This window comes from Flavobacterium sp., assembly GCF_043778725.1.
Classification (GTDB): Bacteria; Bacteroidota; Bacteroidia; order Flavobacteriales; family Flavobacteriaceae; genus Flavobacterium.
This window is the reverse complement of record NZ_JAYWFT010000001.1, coordinates 21,765-39,129: the sequence shown is the minus strand read 5'-3', so window position 1 is coordinate 39,129 and position 17,365 is coordinate 21,765. Positions and strand designations below refer to the sequence as shown.

11 protein-coding genes are annotated in these 17,365 nt (G+C 32.8%); 1 reads left to right on the top strand and 10 read right to left on the bottom strand.

Features of this window, described 5'->3' with window-relative positions; genetic code table 11:
• Positions 1-94: 94 nt before the first annotated feature.
• The 4 genes from ACH2CG_RS00160 to uvrC form a co-directional block, all read right to left on the bottom strand.
• Positions 95-1,249 (bottom strand): homogentisate 1,2-dioxygenase, encoded by a 1,155-nt coding sequence (locus ACH2CG_RS00160; RefSeq protein ID WP_395060981.1) that lies wholly within the window; start codon positions 1,247-1,249, stop codon positions 95-97.
• A gap of 208 nt (positions 1,250-1,457) precedes the next feature.
• The gene (locus tag ACH2CG_RS00155) at positions 1,458-3,095 is read right to left on the bottom strand and encodes an amino acid permease (RefSeq protein WP_395060979.1); all 1,638 of its coding nucleotides are present in this window, start codon (positions 3,093-3,095) and stop codon (positions 1,458-1,460) included.
• Positions 3,096-3,177: 82 nt separating this feature from the next.
• Entirely contained in the window at positions 3,178-5,556 is a 2,379-nt protein-coding gene (locus ACH2CG_RS00150) for a patatin-like phospholipase family protein (RefSeq protein WP_395060977.1), read from the bottom strand.
• Between the two features lie 12 nt (positions 5,557-5,568).
• Positions 5,569-7,368 (bottom strand): excinuclease ABC subunit UvrC, encoded by a 1,800-nt coding sequence (gene uvrC, locus ACH2CG_RS00145; protein WP_395060975.1) that lies wholly within the window; start codon positions 7,366-7,368, stop codon positions 5,569-5,571.
• A gap of 103 nt (positions 7,369-7,471) precedes the next feature.
• Here uvrC and ACH2CG_RS00140 point away from each other — a divergent pair, with 103 nt between their 5' ends.
• A complete protein-coding gene (locus ACH2CG_RS00140; protein WP_395060973.1) occupies positions 7,472-8,056 on the top strand; it encodes a 5-formyltetrahydrofolate cyclo-ligase in 585 nt (194 codons plus the stop codon).
• Here ACH2CG_RS00140 and ACH2CG_RS00135 read toward each other — a convergent pair.
• From ACH2CG_RS00135 to gdhA, 6 genes are all read right to left on the bottom strand, one after another.
• Positions 8,053-8,703, bottom strand: coding sequence for a lipoprotein signal peptidase (locus tag ACH2CG_RS00135; RefSeq protein WP_395060971.1), 651 nt, complete (start codon positions 8,701-8,703; stop codon positions 8,053-8,055). The genes ACH2CG_RS00140 and ACH2CG_RS00135 overlap by 4 nt on opposite strands.
• A gap of 88 nt (positions 8,704-8,791) precedes the next feature.
• On the bottom strand, positions 8,792-9,172 hold the full coding sequence (locus ACH2CG_RS00130; RefSeq protein ID WP_395060969.1) for a TraR/DksA family transcriptional regulator: 381 nt from the start codon (positions 9,170-9,172) through the stop codon (positions 8,792-8,794).
• Between the two features lie 6 nt (positions 9,173-9,178).
• Entirely contained in the window at positions 9,179-12,592 is a 3,414-nt protein-coding gene (gene ileS / locus ACH2CG_RS00125; RefSeq protein WP_395060967.1) for an isoleucine--tRNA ligase, read from the bottom strand.
• A gap of 158 nt (positions 12,593-12,750) precedes the next feature.
• Positions 12,751-13,464, bottom strand: coding sequence for a DNA repair protein RecO (recO, locus tag ACH2CG_RS00120; RefSeq protein WP_395060965.1), 714 nt, complete (start codon positions 13,462-13,464; stop codon positions 12,751-12,753).
• Between the two features lie 27 nt (positions 13,465-13,491).
• Complete coding sequence (locus ACH2CG_RS00115; RefSeq protein WP_395060963.1) at positions 13,492-15,831, bottom strand: T9SS type A sorting domain-containing protein; 2,340 nt, start codon at positions 15,829-15,831, stop codon at positions 13,492-13,494.
• 125 nt (positions 15,832-15,956) lie between these two features.
• A complete protein-coding gene (gene gdhA, locus ACH2CG_RS00110; RefSeq protein ID WP_395060961.1) occupies positions 15,957-17,300 on the bottom strand; it encodes an NADP-specific glutamate dehydrogenase in 1,344 nt (447 codons plus the stop codon).
• Positions 17,301-17,365: the final 65 nt, after the last annotated feature.

Here is a 17,365-nt window from a genome sequence, read left to right as displayed (position 1 = left end):
ATTAGTCGATATTTGAATTATAAAATTTTGCTTTTTTAATTAGATAATTTGACACAATTTCTAATTATCTCATTTTCTAATTATCTAATTGACATTATTCTAACCAACTCTTATAATACTGTCCATCGTCCAATCCCATCGCCTCTTCTGTAACCATTAATGGACGGAAAGTATCTACCATAACTGCTAATTCTTCTGTTTTTGTGTGCCCAATACTGCGTTCCATTGCACCTGGCGCTGGTCCATGAGGAATTCCTTTTGGATGCAATGTAATATGACCTTGTTCGATGTTATTTCGTGACATAAAATCGCCATCAACATAATACAAAACCTCATCGGAATCGATATTGCTATGGTTGTATGGCGCCGGAATTGCCTTTGGATGGTAATCATACAATCTTGGACAAAACGAACAAACTACAAAAGTTGATGTTTCAAAAGTTTGATGTACTGGTGGCGGTTGATGTACTCTTCCTGTAATTGGTTCGAAGTTGTGAATAGAAAATCCGTATGGGAAATTATAACCGTCCCAACCTACTACGTCAAAAGGATGTGTTGCATAAACGAATTCGTGCATCATTCCTTCTTTTTTTATTTTGATAGTGAAATTGCCTTTTTCATCGTGCGTTTCTAGTTCGGTTGGCAATTTAAAATCGCGTTCGCAAAATGGCGAATGTTCTAGATGTTGACCTGACTCGTTTTTATACCGTTTTGGTGTGTAAAATGGCGCAAAACTTTCTACATAGAACAATCGGTTTTCTTCGGTATTGAATTGGATTTGGTAAATCATTCCGCGCGGAATAATTAGATAATCTCCATATTCAAAATCGATGTTTCCCATCATGGTTCTTAATTTTCCGCTTCCTTTATGGATGAAAATCATTTCGTCGGCATCGGCATTTTTATAGAAATATTCTGTAAGCGATTTTCTTGGAGCAGCAAGTCCGATGGTACAATCTTTGTTGACTAGCATTGCTTTTCTGGAATCTAAAAAATCATCTTCTGGCTTAAGTTCAAATCCTTTTAGCAATAACGATTTTATGTTTTTGCCGATAGCTATTTTTGGTTCAACCGAATAGGATTTTGTAATTTCCTTTACCTGAGTTGGTCTATGAACATGATACAATAAAGAGGAATGTCCATGAAAACCTTCGGTTCCGAATAGTTGTTCGTAGTATAAACCGCCATTTGGTTTTTCAAATTGCGTGTGACGTTTTTGAGGAAAATTTCCTAGTTTATGATATAACATTTAATTAGATAATTAGATAATATCGTAATTAGATAATGAATCTGAAATCATCTAATTTTCAAATTGACACATTATCTAATTATGTTTAGCAAATATCGGAAAAATTTAAATTTGATGGCAATTTGTTGTGAATTATTTATAAAAAGAAAAAAGCATTACAAAATGAGGTTTCAAATTGTAATGCTTTTTTTATGAAATATTTGAAGAATTATTTTTTCTTTAAATAATTTAATCCGTAAACAATTGCATGAATTACTGCAAAAGCAATCGAGAAATAAAACAAATAGATATCATCTGCTTTTGGATCATTATGATGAATAAATGCTATTACAACAAGAGCAATAACCATTCCTAATCCAGCTAATGCAACTGTTTTGTAGTTTTTTAAGCTGAAATTTCCTTGGTTTAAAATACTGTTTTTCATTCCGTAATATAAATATAAATCAAACCCTATCATCATCCAAACAATTAAACGAATCCAAGTATCTAGTGGTAAGAAAACCATCATAAACAAACAAACACCAATTCCTAAAATTGGCACTAATGGCACTAATGGAGTTTTAAACGCTCTTTCTACTTCGGGCATTTTTACTCTCATAATCCATACGCCAAGACAAACTAGGATAAATGCAAACAATGTACCAATACTAGTCATTTCACCAACAACTCTTGCAGGAATAAACGCTGCAAAGCAAGATACAATTAACATAAACAATAAATTATTTTTAGCAGGAGTTCTAAATTTTGGATGAACTTCTGAAAATACTTTTGGCATCAAACCGTCTTTACTCATAGAAAAGAAAACACGACTCTGCCCCATTAACATAACTAATATAACTGATGCGTAACCTCCTAAAATTGCAAGAATAATCAATTTATTTAACCACGGAAAGGCTGGAGTAATCATTCCAGAAGCATTAGCAACTCCCATGTGATCTATTGCAATTGCAACAGGCGCAATACCATCTGCTCCAGCAAATGCTGTATAATTTACAACTCCGGTCATAACATGAGCAAATAAAATATATAAAACTGTACAAATCCCCAAAGACAATAAAATTCCAATTGGCATATCTTTTTTAGGGTTTTTTGCCTCTTGGGCAGCCGTAGAAACTGCATCAAAACCTATGTAAGCAAAGAAAACTATTGCTGCAGCACGAATAATTCCACTAAATCCGAATTCTCCAAAGGTTCCAGTATTATCTGGAATGTATGGTGTATAATTTTCTGGATGAATATATTGCCATCCTAATGCAATAAAAACTAATACAACTGTAACTTTTAGCATTACAATTATTCCATTTATTGTTGCAGATTCTTTAGTTCCGCGCATTAGTATAAACGACATTAGCATTACAATAAAAACTGCTGGTAAATTTATTGTTCCTCCCTCAAATGGAGAATGTGTTAAGCTCTCGCTAATATGAATTCCATAGGAATCTAAAAACTTTATGAGATACCGTGACCAACTTATAGACACTGTTGCGGCACCAACTGCATATTCTAGAACTAAATCCCAACCAATAATCCAAGCGATAAATTCACCCATTGTTGCAAATGAATAGGTGTAAGCACTTCCCGCAACAGGAATCATTGATGAAAATTCTGCATAACAAAGTCCTGCGAAAACACAGCCTAAAGCGGCAACTATAAAAGATATTGTTATTGCTGGCCCAGCGTTTTGTGAAGCTGCAAGTCCTGTTATTGAAAAAAGTCCTGCGCCTATAATAGCACCTATTCCCAAAGCAGTTAAACCTCTAGCAGTAAGTGTTCTTTTTAATCCTTTTTCAGATTCTGATGCTTCGTTCAGAAGTTGGTTAATTGGTTTTCTTTTCCAAATAGACATAATTCAGTTTTTTTAGTTTAATGTGCTCAAATATACTTTTTTTGTTTAATAATTTGAAGTAAATTTATTTTTTTGTGGTTTTTTAAAACCAAAACCCAATACTAAACCACGTATATCCTTTGGGTAATTCTGGCGACCAAGTGTATTTAATTTCTATTGGACCAAGTATTGTTTCTAGTCCATATCCTACTGCATAACCCGAATATTTGGGTGTAGCTAACCAATTTCCGGTGCTAAATAATTTATTTTCGGCATTGGCATAATTGGCGGAAAAATTTAAATGATTTTTCTTATAGAATTCAATATCTACTGTTGCTAAAGCTTTTATATAACTGTCTGATGCGATACTTATAAAATCATATCCATAAAAATGTTTGAAATTATTTATTGCATTAAATCCATAACCTCCAAGAACAAAATCTAAATAATGTACACTATCTTCTCCAAATGAGAAGCCGGCTTCTGATTGTAATTTCAAGTTTATTACTTTATAAAAAGTTCTTGTAATTCCTATTTCTCCTTTAAGGATTGAAAATCTATTAAATTGATTGGTATAATCGGTAGAATATAGATAGGTTTGTATATCACCATTGAAAAACCAACCTTTTTTTGGAAAATATTTATTGTCAAATGAATCGTACTTTACATATCCAAAAGCGCTAGTGTAATTACTGTTTTCAAATATTGGATTGTTGTTTTCTAGTGTTTTAGATCTAATTTTGATGTGTTTCAATTCTGCTCCTGCTCCAATAAGAAATTTTTGAGCAAAAATTGTTTGTAAATACGCCGAATTTGTTAAATCAGAAAAATCTACATTTATTGTATTAATGCCATATTGAGAAAACAAGCTACCGTTATTAAAATCTGTTGCAATATTTCTATTAAATTGATTGAATCTAGACTTGAAGCCAAAGCTAAAATAAAATCCGTTGTCTATATAATAGTCTAGATTGTACCTAAAGTTATCGCCAAGTGCCAAATCTAAAGACAAAACATCATTTCTAAACAGTGATTTTTTTTGGGTGAAATTTAATAAAGCAGCACTTTTATACAATCCGTCGTAATGGAGTCCAAATTTTAAAAATGATTTATTGTTACTCTCTGTAAGACTTAAACTCAATTCATCTGCTGCATTAAACTTGTTTAACTCATAGTTTATTGAACTGAAGTTTCCGGTTGTATTTAATGCATTAATTCCTTTTTTTAATTGATCATAACTTATTTTGGTACCTTGCTTAAAACCCAATTTTCCAATTATATATGAACGTGTATAGTTTTTTGTATCATTTATAGTAATTCTATCTATTTGAACGCTGTCTTTTATACAGTTTAATTTATTGATTTTAAATTTATTCTCTTTTTGCGCTACACTTTTTATTTTATCATAAACTAAAAGTGCTGCTTCTTCACCTTTTTTAATAATTTCTTCGCCTTTATCAAATGAAATTACAGAATAATTGGAAATATCTGGCTTGATATAAATATCAGTCTTCCCAATTTTTTCTTTCATACTTTCAATCATTTGAAGGTTAGAAATTTGTACCAATATTCGTGTAGCTTCTTTTAAAGAATTTCTATCTTTTAATCCGTCTTGTACATCAACACCTATTATAATATCGGCACCCATTTTTTTAACTTCATCAATTGGATAATTATTAGTAACGCCGCCATCTACTAACATTCGTCCGTTTATTTCTACAGGAGAAAAAAGTGTTGGAAAAGCCGAACTTGCTAAAAGTGCTTGTGGTAAATATCCTTTATTGAGTAATAACTGTTCGCCGGTTTCAATGTCGGTTGCTATGCATACAAATGGAATTGGAAGCTTATTAAAATCTCTTATATGACGCACTTTATGGGTGAGTTTTGTTAATAGATTATAGTTATACATTCCTTTGGACAAGGCAATTGGAACACCAATACTGAATTTATTAAATGGTAATGAAAAAGCATACAGCTCATCATTTCTTTTTTCGTAAAAACTTTTGGATGTTCTTGGAATATAGTCTTGTAGCAATTCGTCAAAATTGGTTGCTTTAAAAATAGAATCAATTTGTGATGCATTATAACCTGTTGCATACAAACCGCCAACTACTGCGCCCATGCTTGTTCCGCCAATGAAATCAATTTTTACTCCTGCTTTTTCTAAAACTTTTAAAACTCCAATATGAGCAAATCCTTTGGCGCCACCACCAGTTAAAACTAATCCAATTTTTGGTCTTTTAATTGTGTCTTGCGAAAAAGAGATGATAGATGATAGACAAAAAAATAATAGAAATAATGTTGCGAGTTTCGGGTTTCGGGTTTCGGGTTTTAAGAAAAAAGTTGTTTTGAAAATTGATTTTAGTGAAAGACAAAAGCTATTTAGCCCTGATAACAACGGAAATCCTTTTTCTTTCTTCTTTAGAAAGGAAAAGATTGGAGTGTATGGCAGGAAAATGGATTGCAAGAAAGCCTTTAACATTCGCTTCTAATATTAATTATCGATTTTATGGTAAAAGTCGGAAATTTTTTTGGCTTTTGAAACACCAACGACGTCAGAAATTTCTTTTTCGGTGGCTAATTTCAATCTTTTAACACTTTTAAAATGTTTTATTAATGTCAACATCGTTTTTTCGCCAATTCCTGGTATTTCTTCTACCGACGAATTTAGTGCGGCTTTGCTACGTTTATCGCGATGAAATGTGATTCCGAATCGGTGTGCTTCGTTGCGCAAAAACTGAATTACTTTGAGTGTTTCCGATTTTTTATCGAGGTATAATGGTGCAGAATCACCAGGATAAAAAAGTTCTTCGAGGCGTTTTGCAATTCCGATGATGGCGATTTTCCCTCGCAAACCTAAATCATCGATACTTTTTAGTGCTGACGAAAGCTGTCCTTTTCCACCGTCAATAATTATTAGTTGTGGTAATGGTTGGCTTTCGTCTAACATTCGTTTGTATCTTCGATAAACAACTTCTTCCATGGAAGCAAAATCATTTGGACCTTCAACAGTTTTTATATTGAAATGTCGGTAATCTTTTTTGGATGGTTTTCCGTCTTTAAAAACTACGCAAGCCGCAACAGGATTGGTTCCTTGAATGTTAGAATTATCAAAACATTCGATATGTCGTGGCTCTACCGAAAGGCGTAAATCTTTTTGCATTTGCGCCATAATTCTATTGGTATGACGTTCTGGATCTACAATTTGAATTTGTTTTAATTGATCTAATCGGTAATATCTTGCGTTTCGTTCTGACAATTCTAGAATTTGTTTTTTATCGCCAAGCTGCGGAACGGTAACTTTTATTTTATCGCCAAAATCCAGTGGAAAAGGCAAAATTATCTCGCGCGAAAGCAACTGAAAACGTTCACGAAGTTCAACAACGGCAAGTTCTAGAAGTTCTTCATCGGTTTCTTCCAGTTTCTTTTTTAGTTCTAACGTATAGGAACGAATGATGGCTCCGTGTGCTATTTGAAGGAAATTTACATAAGCAACCGCTTCGTCAGAAATGATTGAAAAGACATCAATATTGGAAATTTTGGGATTTAAAATCGTTGAACGCGATTGGTAATTTTCAAGAACTTCTATTTTTTCTTTTATTTTTTGAGCTTCTTCATATTGCATTTCTTGTGCTAAATGAAGCATTTTTATTTTGAATTCTTTCAAACTTTCTTTAAAGTTTCCTTTTAAGATTTCTCGAATGGCATCGACTTGTTTTTGATAATTTTCTAGTAATTCATATCCTTCGCAACCGCCTTTACAATTACCAATATGAAATTCTAAACAAACTTTGTATTTACCCGAATTGATATTGGCTTCGGTCAAATCATAATTGCAATTTCTAAGCGGATACAACTCTTTTATTAATTCTAAAATAGTGTTTACGGTTTTGAAACTGGTATAAGGTCCAAAATATTCCGAGCCGTCTTTTACCATTCTTCGCGTTGGAAATATTCGCGAAAATGGTTCTTTTTTGATACAAATCCATGGATAGGTTTTGTCGTCACGTAATAAAACGTTGTATCGAGGTTGTAGTTTTTTTATTAAATTATTTTCTAATAAAAGTGCGTCTTGCTCACTCGACACTACAATATGTTTTATGGTTACAATTTTCTTTACCAGCACATTAGTCTTAGCGGTATCGTGAATTTTATTGAAATAAGACGAAACTCGTTTTTTAAGATTTTTGGCTTTCCCAACATATAGAATTTTATCGTCTTTATCGTAATACTGATACACTCCGGGATTATCGGGTAGCGTTTGTATTTGTAATTCTAGAGATGGATTGGTCATTTTTTTGAGAAAATAGAGAAAACGGATTACATATGATTTTCTTCAAACAAATTTAACTTTAAATTCTACACAAAACAAATTGAAAATTTTCTACATTTACTTTATGTTTAAAAAAGAATTGAGAAAAAAATATAAAGATTTAAGACAGCAATTTACCTCATCAGAAATTGAAGAAATGTCGCTTAAAATAGCCAACAATTTACTCAAATTAAATAACTTGCCCAACGGCAGTGAGATTTGGAACAAGACCTATTACCATTTATTTTTGACTATTGAAGCACAAAAAGAGATCAACACCGAATTTATTCTTCACATTTTACAAGGAAAAGATAAAGAAATTGTGGTTGCCAAAAGTGATTTTGATGCTTTAGAAATGACTCATTATTTATTGACCGATAACACAAAGTTTAAGAAAAACCAATACAACATTCCTGAACCCATTGATGGCTTGGAAGTTCCTGTTTCTAAAATTGATGTGGTTTTTGTACCGCTTTTAGCATTTGATATACAAGGAAATAGAGTTGGATATGGCAAAGGATTTTACGATAAATTTTTATCACAGTGCCATCCACAAACTATAAAAATAGGATTGTCTTTCTTTGAACCAGAAGAAATAATTAGTGATATTTTTAAAGAAGATATACAATTAAATTATTGTGTCACTTTAAAAAACACCTATATATTTTAAATAAAATCTTCTTCGTCTAGCTTTGAAAACTTAACGTTTGCTGGCAATTTTACTGGTGCAAATGCCTTTTTATTAAAAAATATTAAAATACCAACTCCAGTAGAAATTGAAAAATCGGCAACATTAAAAATCGCATTAAAGAATGTAATTTCTTTTCCTCCAATAAATGGCACCCAACTTGGCATCATGTAATCTTCTACAATAGGAAAGTAAAACATATCTACAACTTTACCATGAAACCATGTGCCATAATTATCTTGCGGAAAAAATGTAGCTAATTTATTATGACTATCGTCAAACATAACTCCGTACAAAACAGAATCAATAATATTTCCCAATGCTCCAGCGAAAATTAATGCAATTGCTATAATTAAATACTTAGACTTTCCTTTATTAGTTGCGTCCAAAAGCCAATATCCTATTGCTCCTACGGCTAAAATTCTGAATATTGTAAGAATCAATTTTCCATATTCTCCAGGAATAACTGTTCCCCAAGCCATTCCTTCATTTTCTATAAAGAATAATTTGAACCAGCTGAAAACTTGAACTTGATCGCCCAGAATAAAATTCGTTTTTACAAAGACCTTTGAATATTGATCTATGATTAATATCAAAAAGATTATGAATGCAGAATTTCTTAGTTTCATTTTTTTGGAATTTTGTGGTGCAAAAGTACTATTAATTTCTAAAAAAAACGCTCCTTTTGGAGCGTTTTATGTTAAATAACCAATGTAATTATCGTTGTAAGTTCTTAGCTTCAATACTCATTGTGGCATGAGGTACAATTTTTAATCGTTCTTTGCCAATTAATTTTCCTGATACTTTACAAACGCCATAAGTTTTATTTTCTACACGGAAAAGTGCGTTTTTCAAGTCACGAATAAACTTTTCTTGACGAATCGCCAATTGTGAGTTGGCCTCTTTACTCATTGTTTCACTACCTTCTTCAAATGCTTTAAATGTAGGCGAAGTATCATCTGTACCATTATTTAAATCATTCATATAAGCACTTTTGATTAATTCTAAATCGGCTTGTGCTTTTTCCATTTTAGTGATAATAATTTCTTTGAACTCTGCCAAATCTAAGTCAGAGTATCTCATTTTTTCATCTACCATTTTAGTCTATTTTGAGATTAATATTTTTGTTTTAATGTCGTCAAACTCAATTTCTATACCATTTTCTAAACTATCAACAAAATTTAACTCTTGTGTCAATGTTTCATCTTTAATATAGCTTTCATTATTTTTTATTGCTTGTTCTAATTCGCCACTGCGTTGAATTTGAACTTTAATTTTATCGGTTACTTCAAATCCAGAATCTTTTCTAATGTTTTGAATTCTGTTAACCAATTCTCTCGCAATTCCTTCTTGCTTTAATTCTGGCGAAATTGTAATGTCTAAAGCTACTGTAATTCCGTTAGCATTTGCAACCAACCAACCCGGAATATCCTGCGATGTTATCTCTACATCTTCGGATGTTAAAATTATACTATTTCCTGCAATAACAAGCGATAGTTCACCTTTAGCATCTAATTCATTAATTTGTTCTGCCGATAATGATTGTATCTCTTTGGAAATCAAATTCATATCTTTGCCAAAACGTGGTCCAAGCGCTTTAAAATTGGGCTTAATTTGCTTCACTAAAACACCCGATGCATCGTCCAAAAGTTCAATTTCTTTAACGTTTACTTCGGCTTTTATTAGGTCAGAAACGGCTTCAATTTCGGTACGTTGATTCTCGTCAAGTATCGGAATCATTATCCTTTGCAACGGTTGGCGTACTTTTATCATTTCCTTTTTGCGAAGCGATAAAACTAGTGACGAAACCGTTTGTGCTTTCATCATTCTGCTTTCCAACGATTTATCAACAAAGTTTTCAACCGAAACTGGAAACAAAGCCAAGTGAACACTGGCAAAATCCTCTGTTTGAGTTGTTCTAACTAAATCGCGATACAACTGATCCATAAAAAACGGAGCGATTGGCGCAGAAAGTTTGGCAACATTTATCAAACAAGTATAAAGTGTTTGATAAGCCGCAATTTTATCAGTTCCATATTCGCCTTTCCAGAATCTTCTTCTGCACAAACGAACGTACCAGTTACTCAAATTTTCTTGAACAAAATCAGAAATGGCTCTTGCAGCTTTTGTTGGTTCGTAATCAGCATAAGCTTCATCAACGGTTTTTATCAAAGTGTGTAATTCCGATAAAATCCAACGGTCAATTTCTGGTCGTTCGTTCAACGGAATTTCTCCCGAAACTTCGGGATCCGAATAATTAAAATTATCCAAATTGGCATATAAAGCAAAAAACGAATAAGTGTTGTAAAGTGTTCCGAAAAACTTTCTACGAACCTCAGCAATTCCTTCTAAATCGAATTTTAAATTGTCCCACGGATTGGCATTTGAAATCATGTACCATCGTGTAGCATCTGGACCATATTCTGCCAAAGTTTTAAACGGATCGGCAGCATTTCCTAGACGTTTGGACATTTTTTGTCCGTTTTTATCCAAAACTAAACCGTTGGAAACTACATTTTTATAGGCAATTTTATCAAAAACTAAAGTTCCAATGGCGTGTAAAGTATAAAACCAACCACGAGTTTGATCGACACCTTCGGCAATAAAATCAGCTGGAAAATCTTTATTTTCGTCAATTTTATCTTTATTTTCAAATGGATAATGCCATTGTGCATAAGGCATTGCACCCGAATCGAACCAAACATCAATTAAGTCACTTTCGCGTTTCATCGGTTTTCCTGATGGAGAAACCAATGTAATTCCGTCAACTACATTTTTATGTAAATCGACTAAATCGTAGTTTTCTTCACTCATATTTCCAACTTCAAAACCTTGAAATGGATTTACAGTTTCTAAACCAGCCGCAATAGATTTTTCAATTTCTGAATATAATTCTTCTACTGAACCAATTAGCATTTCTTCGGTTCCATCTTCGGTTCTCCAAATTGGTAAAGGAATTCCCCAATATCTTGAGCGCGATAAATTCCAATCGTTGGCATTTTTTAACCAATTTCCGAAACGACCTTCGCCAGTTGCTTTTGGTTTCCAGTTGATAGTTTCATTCAAATCGAACATTCTATCCTTGATTTCGGTTACTTTAATGAACCAAGAATCTAACGGATAATATAAAATTGGTTTGTCAGTTCGCCAACAATGAGGATAACTGTGCACATATTTTTCGACTTTGAAAGCCTTATTTTCTTCTTTTAATTGGATTGCGATTTCAACATCGGCAGAGCGTTCTGGAGCTTCGCCATCGTTGTAATATTCATTTTTAACGTATTTTCCAGATAAATCACCCAACCCTTGGATGAATTTACCTTGTAAATCTACTAATGGAATTGGGTTTTCGTTCTCGTCAAGAACCAACATTGGCGGAATTTCTGGTGTTGCTTCTTTGGCGACTTTAGCATCATCGGCTCCAAAAGTTGGAGCTGTATGTACAATTCCAGTTCCGTCTTCGGTAGTAACAAAATCTCCAGAAATTACTCTAAAAGCATTTTCTGCATTTTGATATGGCAAAGCCAATTTCATTAATTGTTCGTAACGAATTCCAACTAAATCTGCACCTTTAAATTCTGCCAAGATTTGGTATGGAATGTTTTTATCGCCTTCTTTAAAATTTTCAAAATCAGATGGTTCATTTGATGCAAAAAATCCTTTTCCGAATTGTTTTCCGACAAGGTTTTTAGCCAAAATTACTTTCGTTGGACGAAAAGTATATTGATTGAAAGTTTCCACCAAAACATAATCGATTTTTGGACCAACGGTTAATGCTGTGTTTGATGGCAAAGTCCATGGGGTTGTTGTCCAAGCTAAAATATGAACATCGCCAAAACCTTGTAAAAAGCTTGGTAATGTTTCTGTTTTTGCTAGAAATTGCGCCACAACTGTTGTATCGGTTACATCTCTATAACTTCCGGGTTGGTTTACTTCGTGAGAAGACAATCCGGTTCCAGCTTTTGGAGAATACGGTTGAATTGTGTAGCCTTTGTATAATAAATCTTTGTTGTAAATTTGCTTAAGCAACCACCAAACCGATTCCATATATTTGGATTTGTAAGTCACATACGGATCTTCCATATCAACCCAATAACCCATTTTTTCGGTCAAGTCGTTCCATACGTCGGTGTAACGCATAACGGTTTTTTTACACGCTTCGTTGTATTCTTCTACCGAAATAGTTTTTCCGATGTCTTCTTTAGTGATTCCTAATTCTTTTTCAGTTCCAAGTTCTACTGGCAAACCGTGAGTATCCCAACCTGCTTTACGCTTAACTTGAAAACCTTTTTGAGTTTTATAACGACAAAAAATATCTTTAATAGCACGTGCCATTACGTGGTGAATTCCAGGCAATCCGTTAGCCGAAGGTGGACCTTCAAAAAACACGAATGGTTGGTTTCCTTCACGCGAAGTTACAGATTGTTCGAAGATGTTATTTTCTTTCCAAAATTTAAGGGTTTCCGACGCTACTGTTGGCAAGTCAAGTCCTTTGTATTCAGTAAATTTAGTGCTCATTTTGTTGTATTCTTAAATCAGTTTGCGAAAGTAGTAAATTTTAGTCATAAAGTTGAAAGTCTTAAAGTCGAAAGTCTTAAAGTTTATCAAAAACTACAAAAAACCAATACTTAAAATTAAATTTCAATTTACTTTTTTTGACTTTATGACTTTATGACTTAACTAAAAACTTCCTTTAAAACGTCTAAAGATTTTGGTTTTTTAAATCCGTCGAGGTGAATGGTGTAGTAATCTAACAAGATTTTTAGAAGGATTTGGCGTTCTACAGCCGCAAATACTTTTTGATTACTGTCAAATTTTAAATTTATTAGCTTTTTAAACAAATGGGTTTCATGCTCAGTTAGACAACTTATCCCTTGAAAAGGTGTAAAAAATCCTTCATTGATTTCAAAAAATTTCAAATCTATATCTGAAATATCAGGATAAAATCCGATAAATTTTGTGATTTCTAATAGTAAAATTAAATGAAAATTAGACGTTTCATCATGAGTATCTAACCAAATTAATGCGGTTTCGAGAAATGTAAATAAATCTTCATTTTTTTCTTCTTCTTGAATGCTATGGTGTAACATTTCTGACAAGAAAATCACTATGGTACTTTTTACAATATCGGTATTTATGGTTTGATAAGCCGTTGCTAATTTGATTTCTTTAAAATGCTCTAAAGTCCCTTTATTCTTATGCTTGGCTTCAATTTCTAGAATCGTTAACGGTTGAAAATAGGCGATTTTTTGATTGGATTTTTTCCCAGAATAAGCACTTTGAACAAAGTAACTTTTGAGTCCATCCGATTGTGTAAAACACTTTACAATCAAACTTTTCTCTTGATATTTTAATGACGATATTACTATTGCTTTGGTTTTTACCAACATTGGAATTTAGAATTTTCTAGTTGGAATTTATCTAATAATCATGACTTTTTTAACTGTAGTTTCAATTCCATCTTGTGCAGATATTAGAATCATATACACACCAGAAGCTACTTTATATTTGCCAAAAGCGGTTGTATCCCATTCTATAGTTCCACCTTCTGAAGTTTCCTCGTGTACTAAATTTCCTTCAATATCTGTAATTTTAATTATTGCTTTGTTAGTTAAACCCGATATTTTTACTGTTCCCGAAAACTCAGGACGAACAGGATTTGGATATACAAAAACACTTGCTAAATCATTACTTGGCCTAGTAGATGTTCCTTTAAAGGAGACAAGTCCTTTGTCTGTTGCCAAGAAAACTTCTCCTGTTATTCCATCAATTTCTATGTCATTGACGTTATTGCTAGGTAATGGTGAATTTTCTTTAGTAAAATGATAAATTGTTTCTTGACCATTGGATGATTGTAAATATACGCCTGACTCTGCAATTGCAACCCATTTTCTATTGGCTCCATCAACACTTATGTCTAAAATAAATTGTTCATAAAACAATTCTTGAGCCAAATCATTTTCTAATATAATAATGGCTTTTGTTTGAATATCGGTTTCAGAAATGAATGAATCTACAGTAGGAATAATTCTCAATCCTCTTGTAGTACCAATCCACAATTGATTTTTATTATCTACTGCAACACACCTAACGTCATTATCTGGAAGATTTCCTAGAGAACCTGTTTTAATTGAAATAAATTTATTGGCATAATTTTCATTAAATGCAATAAGTCCATTGGTACCTTTAGAAAGCCATTTTGTTCCGTTTTTATCAATTACTGGTGTTCCATAGCTTGTGTCTACTAAGTCTTGGTAAGACTCTGTACTACTAAAGTCATACGATTGCCATTGACCATTGCTACGCAAGACTTTTAAAGGTTTAGTAACAAAATTATTGGTCATCCATAAATCACCATTTTTATCGTAAACAGGTCCGTTTATTCTAATATCTAAATAGCTAGGATTGGGCGGAATGAGTTGCAAGGATTGCAATCCGTCTGTTCCTGTGTTAGTGGTATTGTATAATGTTGTTGGAATTTCGTTATCTACTTTTAAAAGTCCAGAAAAATAAGAACTTACATAAAATTGTTTTTCATTTTTAGGATTAAAAGCAATATTTGCCAATGACTTGGCGCCAAACAAACTTGAGTACGGTATTTCACTCCAACCATTATCTGTTGTATACTTACTTATTGGATATTGAAATAGTCCGTAAGGTGGTTCTAAATTGTATGGATTGTATCCTCTGTTGTATCGTCCATATAAAACCCAAAGTGCTAAACTTGATTTTCTAACTCTAAAAATCTTATTTCTTTCTGGACCATCGGGCATAATAAATTGGAAATTTATGGGAGAAGTAATAGAAGATGAAAGAATTCCATTTTCGTTAGTTCCTATGTAAACTATTCCATTTATAACAGTTGCGCAGGTAAAAGTAACAGCAAGAGTTGTAACCTGACTTGTTTGTATGCGAAGTGTTTGTTGTAAAGTAGTATTAAAAAAATATACATTGTTTAAGGAAGTTACTACTAGCATATTGTCGCTAACCCTAATATCTAAAGCTGTTTCTGGTAATTGAAAAAATTGAACAAAAGAAGAGCCATTAAATCTAAAAAGTTTGCCATCTGTTCTTGAGGCGATAATTTCTGTATTGAAAGCAACAACTCCGTTCCATTCATATCCAGTTTGATCAATCCATTGATTAAAATCGTCTAAAAACTGATTGGATAAATTGGCTTTTCTTATGCCACTTCCCATTGAACCACTTTTAGTTGCAGCATAAATAAATCCGTTGCTTATACAGGTTTGTTGAACAGAAATATAACTTCCTTGTGGACCCATATAGTACGTTTGCTCAAACTCTAAATTGGTAAGATTAAAAACGGTAATGCCATAATCACAAGATATATAAACCTTTCCATTGTATTCATTAAAATGATTAATCCTTTTTATTAATGGTGAAACCGGAACTTCATCTAATATTCCTGTTTTATATAAGATTTTTCCGTCTTGATTTACTACCAATAATAATCCGTTTTGATTTCCTACTAAAGTTTTATTGAACGTTTCGCTGTGGTAAAGTGCTGTAATTGTTTCTGCTTTTAATCCGTCTACAGATGTTGTCGTCTTTAAATCGTTGGTTAGACTGTTTTTAGAAAAAAAAGCATTTTCTGATGATGCAAATACAGCATTAGAAGATTCGCTAATGTCAGTAATTTGATTGTATGAGAAATAGCCTTTCCACAATTGATTATTTTGTGAAAGAACAATTGAAAAGCTAAATAGAACTATGATATTTAAAATTCTCTTAAACATTATTAAAAAATTATAAGTACAAATATAGTATAAAACGCAATTATATCTATTTTCATATTTAGGTCCATAAAAAAACCTTCTTTCAAAAAACATGAAAGAAGGCTATTTTAATTGAGGTATTTTTTTTATACGATTCCTTGCGCCAACATTGCATCGGCAACTTTTACAAAACCAGCAATATTTGCTCCTTTTACATAATCAATATACCCATTTGCATCAGAGCCATATTTTACACATGCAGCATGAATATCTGACATAATTCTTTTAAGTCTTTCATCAACTTCTTCTGAAGTCCAGCTTAAACGTAATGAGTTTTGAGACATTTCAAGACCAGATGTTGCAACACCACCAGCATTAGATGCTTTTCCTGGAGCAAACAATATTTTGGCATTTTGAAAAGCCGTAACAGCTTCTGGAGTTGAAGGCATATTTGCTCCTTCAGCTACACAGATACATCCGTTTGCGATTAATGTTTTGGCTTCTTCTTCGTTCAACTCGTTTTGAGTTGCACAAGGCAATGCGACATCACATTTTACTTCCCAAGGACGATTATTTGCAACAAATTTTGCGCTTGGGTATTTAGTCGCATAATCAGAAATTCTTCCGTAATTAATGTTTTTAATCTCCATTACATACGCTAATTTTTCGGCTGTAATTCCATCTGCATCATAGATATATCCTGATGAATCTGACATTGTTACTACTTTACCACCAAGTTCTGTTGCTTTTTGGGCAGCATATTGCGCAACATTTCCTGACCCAGAAACAACTACAGTTTTACCTGTAAAACTATCGCCTTTCGTTGCAAGCATACTTTGTGCAAAATAAACATCGCCGTATCCTGTGGCTTCTGGTCGGATTAATGAACCGCCAAAAGAAATTCCTTTACCAGTTAAAACTCCAGTAAATTCATTTCTTAATCTTTTATATTGACCAAACATGTATCCAACTTCTCTTCCGCCAACACCAATATCACCAGCAGGAACATCGGTATCTGCTCCAATATGTTTAGACAATTCTGTCATAAATGCTTGACAAAACTTCATTATTTCAATATCTGATTTTCCTTTTGGGTCAAAATCTGCTCCACCTTTTCCGCCACCCATTGGCAATGTTGTTAAACTATTTTTGAAAGTTTGCTCGAAAGCCAAGAATTTCAAAATACTTAAGTTTACAGATGGATGAAAGCGAATTCCTCCTTTGTACGGACCAATTGCAGAGTTCATTTGAATTCTATATCCTCTATTAACCTGTGTTTTTCCAGCATCGTCAATCCATGTTACTCTAAACATGATAACTCTTTCTGGTTCAACCATTCTTTCCAAAAGCATTTTGCCTTCGTATTTTTTATTTTCTTCAATAAATGGAATTACTGTTTCGGCAACTTCCTTAACGGCTTGTAAGAATTCAGACTCGTTAGGGTTTTTTTTAGCAACCGCTTCAATAAAGTTGTTGATACTTTGTGACATAAATTATAATATTAATGTTTAAGAAAACGTTTTCGCAATATTTGACAAAGATACATTTTATTAAA